Below are 7,886 nucleotides of genomic sequence, written 5' to 3'. Positions count from 1 at the left end.
AACCTGGTGTCCAACGCGGTGAAGTACACGGCGGGGCGGCCCTCGGCGTGCGTCTCCGTCCACGTCTCCCAGGTGGGCGGTGAGGCGGTGCTGCAGGTGGGGGACAACGGGATCGGCATGAGCGTGGCCACGCGGGGCTCGCTCTTCCAGCCCTTCTTCCGCGCGCCCGAGGCTCGGGGGCTCCCGGGCCATGGGCTGGGGCTGGCCACCGCGAAGCGGCTGGTGGAGGCGCACGGGGGCACCTTGAGCGTGCAGTCCCAGGAAGGCATGGGCACGACGATGACGGTCCGTTTCCCGCGGGCGAGCCCCGCTGTGGCGGCAGGCTCCGAGGTGGCTCTCCCCGCACGCAGGGTGGCGCCATGAAGCCCGTGCGCATCCTCGCCGTGGACGATGATCCGCACGCCCGGGATCTGCTCCAGCGGCTGCTCGGGGTGCTGGGCGAGGTGCTGCTGGCCGGAGATCCCCAGGCCGCCGAGCAGCGGCTGGCGGAGGACGAGGCGTTCGATCTGGTGCTCACGGACATGGCCATGCCTCACCCCGGTGATGGGCTCCAGGTGCTCCAGGCGGTGAAGGCCCGGCTGCCGGACACGCCGGTCATCGTGGTGACGGCGTTCGGCAACATCGAGGGGGCGCTGGACAGCATCCAGCAGGGGGCCTTCGACTACCTGGCCAAGCCCTTCGATGTGGACGCCATCCTGCGGGTGGCGCGGCGGGCGCTGGAGCAGAAGCGGCTGGTGGAGGAGAACCGCTCGCTGCGCAAGCAGGTGGAGCGCAGCACGCTGGTCGGGCGCAGCCCGGCGCTGCTGGAGGTCTACAAGCAGGTGGCGCGGGCGGCGGCGACGCAGGTGCCGGTGCTCATCACCGGCGAGACGGGGACGGGCAAGGAGATGGTGGCGCGTGCGCTGCACAAGCGCTCGGCGCGGGTGAGCGGGCCCTTCATTCCGGTGGACTGTGGCGCGATCGCCGAGTCGCTGATGGAGAGCGAGCTGTTCGGGCATGCCCGAGGGGCCTTCACGGGGGCGCTGGGGGCACGGCGCGGCCTGTTCGAGGAGGCCACCGGCGGCACGCTGTTCCTGGACGAGATTGGGGACGTGGGGCCGAAGGTGCAGTCGCAGCTGCTGCGCGTCCTGCAGGAGGGGGAGATCCGGCGAGTGGGGGAGAGCGCGCCCGTGAAGGTGGACGTGCGGGTGGTGGCGGCGACGAACAAGGATCTGAAGGCGCGGGTGGCGGAGGGGCTGTTCCGCGAGGATCTGCTGTACCGGCTGGACGTGGTGCACCTGCACCTGCCGCCGCTGCGCGAGCGGCGGGAGGACATTCCGGCGCTGGTGGAGCACTTCGCGGCGCTGCACGCGCGGGGCGGGGTGCGGCCGGTGGTGACGCCCGAGGCGATGGGGCGGCTCACGGCGTATGACTGGCCGGGCAACGTGCGGCAGCTGGAGAACGTGGTGGCGCGGGCACTGGCGCTCAACGTGACGGGAGTGCTGGGGCCGCAGGACTTCCCGGAGCCCATCGGGGACGCGCAGAAGAAGGCCATGGGGCTGGCGGAGGATCTGCCCAGCCTGGCGGAGCTGTCCCGGCGGTACGCGGCGCACGTGCTCCAGCACGCGGGGGGCAACAAGAGCGAGGCGGCCCGGCTGCTGGGGGTGGACCGCAAGACGCTCTACAAGCTGCTGGAGGCCCCCGAGCCCGAGGCGCGGTGAGGCGGAGCAGGCGCCTGGCGCCGGGCCCGGCTACTCCGGGAAGTGCACCACCCTCCCATTGTCCCCCACGGCCCAGATGTCACCCGGCGAGCTGGCCGCGAGATCCCGCAGGGGCTGATCCGAGGTGTGGAGGGGAGAGGCCACCCAGCCGCTCGCGCTCAGCCTGCGGATGACGCCGTTCACATCCGTGCTGTAGATGGAGGAGCGATCCAGCACCACGACGCTGGTGAAGCTGGCCGTGGCGTTGTCTGGAGGGGGGACGACGGGCGTCCACGTCGTCGTCCCATCCCACTGCAGGACCAGACCCGCATCGCCCACAGCGTAGGCAAGCTTGGGACTGCCCATCCACACCGCACGCAGGCTGCCGACGTAGCCGCCGGGGAGGCCCTGAAGCGTGTGCCGCTGGAAGGTATTCCCCGTGCCGGGGTAGCTCGTGATGTGGGGGACCTGGGGGGCTTCTTCCGTTCCTCCCACGCCGATGAGCAGGGCGGCGTCGCGCCCATGAATCCCCATGAAGGTCTCAGCCAGATTGAAGTGCTCCAGAGGGGGGGTGCCGGGCGTCCACGTGGACAGCCGTCCGAAGAAGTTCACCAGGTACAGGGTGGTCTCCGAGGGAGAAGAGACACCGGTGATGCCATGGATGGGTGAGTCCGAGGTGTTGACCGTCGCGTGGGAGCAGGTGGCGCCATCATGCTGAGCGACCTGCCCGTTGGACGCGGCCAGGAAGACGACCCCATCGCTCGGGCGCACCCAGGCCGAGAGCCAGCCATGGCTGCCACAGGTGCCGTCCAGGTTCCTGAAAGGCTGGCCTGCGTCGCTGCGCACCGCGAGCACGCCGCCGTCGCCCGCGACCCAGACGGGCAGGCCATCCTGGCCGATCGCCACGGTCTTCCACTGCCGGTTGCCCGTGAGGGCCGGATCCGCGACGGGCTTCCATCCCTTGCCCGCGCAGACTCCCCCCTCGTCTGCCTCGAAGTTGCAGGTGTTGTCCCGGCCATCGCAGAGCTCACCCCGGCCACGCCGGTTGTGCGGATCCTGATCATCGCAGTCGTCCGCGTTGGCCGCCGTTCCCTCGGGGAGAGGCTGACCAGGGCAGACCGAGCCGGAGCTGGGACCGTCCTCCTTGCCAGCACCGTCCCCATCATCGTCCGGCAAGAGGGAGAGCGGAGAGGGAGCGTTGCCGCAGGCCAGGCCCGTCTGCGAGGCGTTGCAGACGTAATGGCCGCCGGGGCACGGGTCGCTGCAGCCGGTCCCCTTGAGAGCAAAGCCATCGTCCACCTCGCCGTCACAGTCGTCGTCCACGTCGTCACACGCGCTCTCGGGGATGCTCTCGCGCGGGAAGACCGCATTGTTCGAGTCCCGGCAGTCCGAGGCGTTCTGCACGTAGGAGGGAGGACTGGTGGGTACCGTGCAGCTCACGATGGGGGTGGCGTCTCGATCCCCGAAGCCATCGCCGTCCCGGTCGGGGTACCAGCTCGGGCCGACTCCCTGATCCTGGCTCTCATCGCAGTTGTTGTCCTGGTTGTCACAGACCTCGGTGGCACCGGGGTGGATGGCTTCGAGCGTGTCGTCACAGTCCGTGCCGTTGTCCGTGGTGGCGACGTAGGTGTCACCGTCCACGTCCTCTGCCTCCAGGGTGACGGGGAGCGTCTCGATGCGGGCCTTCCGCAGCTCGACCGTGTGGACCTCCTGGTCCACCACGGGGCCCGCACAGGACCGCTCATGCGCGGTGGTGGTGATCTCGAGGGTGTGGCTCCAGCCTTCCTCGCGGAAGACGGCCAGCTTCACCGTCGAGGGGCCCCGGTCGAGCACCTCGAGCTGCTTGGAGGCTTCCCGATCCAAGGCCTCGGCGTCCCGGGCGCTCACGGTGATGCACCCGGCCTTGAAGGTATAGGTGACCTCCACCCGGACGGCGGCCTCACGCGGCTCCGGCAGGCAAGCGCCACCCAGGAGAAGCAAGAAGGGAGAGAGCAACGCAAGCCGACGCATAGGCCTCAGAGTCTACGCCCGATTTGTACTTGCGTTCACATGGGGAAAACCAACACACCGAGAGGTATGGTCCCTGGCAGCCTTCCCGAGGAGCGCATGGACAGAGAGCACGGCGCCACCCCGCATCCGGCCTACCTCCTCCCGGGGGTGGTAGTGGGGCCGAGGCGCTGGAGCATGCGGCGGAGCATCCGGTTTCCCCGAGTCGCACGGCATGAGGCAGCAGGTGCCGGTCAGCAGGATGGGGGCACGGCGGGGCTTGGCGAGGCCGTGTTGCCCGCGTCTACGGAGGACTCCTCCGAGCCCTTCGTCCGGGAGGGAATGGCTGAGGACCCGCTGCCGGAGCCGCTGCCGGGGCAGGCAAGGCCGGATGCAAATGGACGCTGTCCTCGCAAGCAGCAGGTTGTCCGCAATGGGGGCTGTTGGAGGCTGCTCAAGCTGGATCGCGAAGAGTGCGAAGAAGTCAGTGGCCACCTGTTCAAGGACGCGTGCTACGTACCTGGCACGTCGCCACCCCGACGCAAACCCACTTCCAGCCCCGCTCGCGAGCCGTGAACCGGCTGCGAGGCTTCCGCGGGAGAGGGCCGCTCGGGAGAAAGGCGGCTCCACTCCCGAGGCTCCTTGCTTGTGGAGGGGCTGCGGCCTGGGCAAAGCCCGGAATCCGAGCCCGCCGTGGCGAGCTGCCGGGCGCGGCCTGTGCCAACCTGTCTACTTGTCAGACAGGTTCGTTCCTGGAGCTCCGGCGCCAGGGGCGATGGCTGCCAGGAGATGTCTGGATCAGGGAGGGTATCGGCCCGTGCTCGGTGGAGCAGGGGGTCGGGCCAGCAGCTCCCGGCGGCGCTGGAGGGTGTCCTTGACGGGATCCCACGTGCCACAGACCCAGGGGAGGAGCTCGGCCACGATGGCCTTGCGCACCTCCTGGGCCGCCTCGTGCTCGGACAAGAGGGACGGCTCCTCGCTGGAGCCCAGGGCGAGGGTGATCACCGACCTGCTGCTCAGTGCGCGGCAGGCGCTGAGGACTGCCGAGCCCAGGAAGCCGCCCTCTGCTGAGCCCAGAGGTTCGGCGTGCCGCGCCCACTCCGCACGCTGCTCGTCCGTGGGCACGCACAGGGTGGCAAAGGTGGTCGCCCAGGAGGCCGAGAATGCAGACGGGGCGCAGAGCTGGCTGGGGGTGACGTCGCCCCGCTCCACGACGCTCCGAGCGGTCGTGTCGTTGGGGTCACACAGCCACTCCTCCAGCAGCTCGAGCGCCTCACGGGGCGAGCCGCTCAAGGGGGACTCGAGCTCCCAGAGATCCACGACGCGGCGAGCAGCCGCCAGGGCGATGCGCACGCATGGCTCACGCCCATATGGGATGAAGCCCGCGGCCCAGCGCGCGAGCGCCTTGTCCGCGGGCTCGGCGGGATCCCCTGGAGACGGAGCGGCCAGGAGCCGGACGGCGCGCTCGTCCCGGAGCTGCTCGGGGCTTGGCGCTGGCATCCGCGCCGCGAGCTGACCCCTCGCGATGCTGGCTGCGGCGGCGAAAAGGGGCGTCTCGAGTCGGTAGTGGGGATGGACGCGGCGCAGCGCCGGGAGGGTTGCCTCGGCCCTCGCGCCCAGCCGCTCGATGAGCTGGAGGGCTCGAAAGCTGCGCCGCAGGTGGCGGTCGTCCCCCTTGGAGGACTCCACGCTGAGGACTTCTTCCTGCAGGAGCTCGAGAGCGCGGGGCTCGTCGAAGCCGAGCAGCGTGGTGATGGCCTCCAGCCGGTTGGCGTCATCCAGGATGACCTGCTCCTCCACTGCGGTGCGCACCTCCGGGTCGGGCGCGGGCAGCAGGGCGAGGACCCGCAGCGCGTACCGGCGCACCCGCTTGTCCACGTCCGTGAGCCGCTCGAGCGCCGCGCGCCGGATCTCGGGAGGCACAGTCCCATCGAGCCTGGACAGCACGTGCGCGGCCTCGGCCCGGACCTCAGGCTCATGCCGGCTCGCCAGGCACGCGAGGAGCTCGCGGACGGCGAGCGGAGTGGGACGGGGAGGAAACTTCGTGGCCAGCACCCGGAGCGTCAGCCGCCGCAGGCGGGTGCTCGGGACGCGCAGGGTCTCCAGGAGCGCGGGGATGGCGCAGGTAGGGCGCGGCTGGAGGAAGGCGAGCGTGGAGACACAATGGCCGCGGATCCGGATGTCGACCTCACTGCGGGGAGACAGCTGCTTCGTCCGGAGCGTCTCCACCAGGGCCGGGACAGCCGCCAGCCCGGCCTTCCTCAAGGCCTCAGCAGGCTCAGGCGCACTGAGGTAGTAATCCAGTGGCAGCTGGGCGAACTCCGGGATCCACTCGCGGAGCGTCTTCCCCTCCACGCGCCAGCCTGAGCGCTGGAGGGCTCGATCCAGCCGGCGCAGAGACTCGAGGTCCTCGGGCCGGGCCCTGCGCCTCAGTTCTTCGAGTTCCTCGCTCATGGCCGCGCCCTGGACGGGCAGTCCTCTCGAAGCTGACCGGAGAGTAGGATGCTACCCATGAGCACGGAGAGCGCCAGTGGGACGAGGATCCTCGCGGGAGTGGGAGCTGCGGGTGCGGGGGCCTTCCTGCTCGCGCTGGGCCTGGAGAGCTATGAGCTCCGCCTCGCCACCAAGGCGCTGCCGATGCTCTGCCTGCTCCTGTGGCTGTGGCCGCCCCATGAGCGCTATGCGCAGTGGATCTTTGCCGGGCTCGGCCTCTCGCTGATCGGAGACATGCTGCTGGAGGTAGGGCCGGAGCTGTTCCTGCCGGGCCTGGGAGCCTTCCTGCTGGCCCATGTGGCCTATGCCGCCGCGTATCTCACCGTGACGCGGAGCCCCCGCCTGGTGCGGGCCATCCCCTTCGTGCTCCTGGGCGTGGGCGCCAGCGTGTTCCTGTGGCCCGGCCTTGGGAGCATGGCGCTGCCCGTGACGGCCTATGTCGTCGTCATCTGCACGATGACCTGGCGCTCGGTGGCGATGTGGGGCGCGGAGGGGTTGGCGCGGCGTGAGCAGGGGGCCGCGCTGGCGGGCGCGCTGATGTTCGCCGCCAGTGATGGGTTGCTCTCCATCAAGCTCTTCGTGCATCCCCTGCCCGGCGCGAGCTACGCCATCATGCTGCTGTACTGGGCCGCGCAGCTCTGCATCGCCTTGTCGGCGCGCAGGCGGGGGCCCACCGAGAGCCCCGCGCCTGACATGGCCGTCTGAGGTTCCGATCGGGGCTACCGGTACTCCACCGTCAGCACCGCGCCGGCCCCCTCCGTGAAGAAGGCGTACTGGGTGCTGGTGGGGTTGAGCGAGAAGCGCAGCTTGAGCTGCGTGCGGCCGGTGCGGTTGATCGCTGACAGCCCCGCGGAGCCGAAGTCCGTGGAGTTCCGGGTGCCGCTGGTGAACTTCGCGATGCTGGCCGTCCCGCTGGCCGTGGGCGCGGCCGCGAAGTCCGTGGTCTCCGTGCCAGCTGCGCCGAAGGTGCCATTCTTCACGTCCACCAGCAGCGAGTTGCCCGCGGGGTTGGCCCAAGGGTCTCCCATGCCGGAGGACCAGGTCACCTTCACGTACGCCCGCACCACCACCGCCGTGTCCGGCAGCGAGGAGGTGTCGAAGGACAGGAGCGTCCGGTTCTGCTTGCCATCCGTCCCGCGGCCCACGGCGAGGCTGAGCATCGTGCCCACCGCGGGCAAGCTGCCATCCGCATTGGCCTTCACGTACCCATCCTCGGCGGAGATGCTGTTGAAGGTCGCCGTCACCGGGGTCGTCCCGCCGGAGTTGCTCACGGTCACCGAGGTGTCGTTGTCGGTGCCCACGTTGCCCGCGGCGTCATACGCCCTGGCCATCAGCGAGTGGCTGCCATTGGCGACCGCAGTCGAGCCCCACGCGTAGGAGTAGGGCGAGGAGGTGTCGGTGCCCACCAGCGCGCCATCCACGAAGAACTCCACCCGGCTCACACCCACGGCATCCGAGGCGCTGGCGGTGAGCGTCACAGCGCCGCTCACGGTGGCGCCGTTGGCGGGCGCCGTCACGTTGACCGTGGGGGCCGTGGTGTCCCCGCCCCCACCGCCGCCCGAGGCCAGGCCGAAGAAGCTCGCCGCATACCAGGTAGAGCAGATGTTCACGTCCAGGATGTAGGCCCCCGCCGTGCCGCAGCCAACGCTCGAGCCCGGGAAGGAGAACTGTGGGTCCACCGGTGTGCCGTGCCCCATGCTCGTCAGCTCATACGTCTCCACCCGCGCA

General features: G+C 70.2%; 6 protein-coding genes. 3 read left to right on the top strand and 3 right to left on the bottom strand.

The window, feature by feature from the left end; all coding sequences use genetic code 11:
• Window positions 1–363: sensor histidine kinase (locus tag VD972_RS21625; RefSeq protein WP_324989927.1), on the top strand; the 363-nt coding region annotated here is incomplete at its 5' end.
• A complete protein-coding gene (locus VD972_RS21620) occupies window positions 360–1,700 on the top strand; it encodes a sigma-54 dependent transcriptional regulator (RefSeq protein ID WP_324989926.1) in 1,341 nt (446 codons plus the stop codon). The genes VD972_RS21625 and VD972_RS21620, both read left to right, overlap by 4 nt.
• Window positions 1,701–1,730: 30 nt before the next feature.
• On the opposite strand, the gene VD972_RS21615 is transcribed toward VD972_RS21620, so the two are convergent.
• Together VD972_RS21615 and VD972_RS21610 are read right to left on the bottom strand one after the other, a co-directional pair.
• Window positions 1,731–3,689 (bottom strand): putative metal-binding motif-containing protein, encoded by a 1,959-nt coding sequence (locus VD972_RS21615; RefSeq protein ID WP_324989924.1) that lies wholly within the window; start codon window positions 3,687–3,689, stop codon window positions 1,731–1,733.
• Window positions 3,690–4,463: 774 nt separating this feature from the next.
• The gene (locus tag VD972_RS21610) at window positions 4,464–6,119 is read right to left on the bottom strand and encodes a HEAT repeat domain-containing protein (RefSeq protein WP_324989922.1); all 1,656 of its coding nucleotides are present in this window, start codon (window positions 6,117–6,119) and stop codon (window positions 4,464–4,466) included.
• Window positions 6,120–6,176: 57 nt separating this feature from the next.
• Here VD972_RS21610 and VD972_RS21605 point away from each other — a divergent pair, with 57 nt between their 5' ends.
• Complete coding sequence (locus VD972_RS21605) at window positions 6,177–6,863, top strand: lysoplasmalogenase (RefSeq protein WP_324989921.1); 687 nt, start codon at window positions 6,177–6,179, stop codon at window positions 6,861–6,863.
• Window positions 6,864–6,877: 14 nt separating this feature from the next.
• On the opposite strand, the gene VD972_RS21600 is transcribed toward VD972_RS21605, so the two are convergent.
• Window positions 6,878–7,886, bottom strand: a 1,009-nt coding sequence (locus VD972_RS21600; protein ID WP_324989920.1) for an Ig-like domain-containing protein, incomplete at its 5' end; no start/stop codon positions are given.

The organism is Hyalangium sp. (assembly GCF_035629615.1).
Taxonomy (GTDB): Bacteria; Myxococcota; Myxococcia; order Myxococcales; family Myxococcaceae; genus Hyalangium.
The sequence above is the reverse complement of the archived record's forward strand: the minus strand, read 5'-3'. Positions and strand labels throughout refer to the sequence as shown.

Excerpts from the sequence above, each read along its gene's own strand:
- VD972_RS21620 (WP_324989926.1), top strand. The coding sequence starts at position 360 with ATGAAGCCCGTGCGCATCCTCGCCGTGGACGATGATCCGCACGCCCGG.
- VD972_RS21615 (WP_324989924.1), bottom strand. The coding sequence starts at position 3,689 with ATGCGTCGGCTTGCGTTGCTCTCTCCCTTCTTGCTTCTCCTGGGTGGC.
- VD972_RS21610 (WP_324989922.1), bottom strand. The coding sequence starts at position 6,119 with ATGAGCGAGGAACTCGAAGAACTGAGGCGCAGGGCCCGGCCCGAGGAC.
- VD972_RS21605 (WP_324989921.1), top strand. The coding sequence starts at position 6,177 with ATGAGCACGGAGAGCGCCAGTGGGACGAGGATCCTCGCGGGAGTGGGA.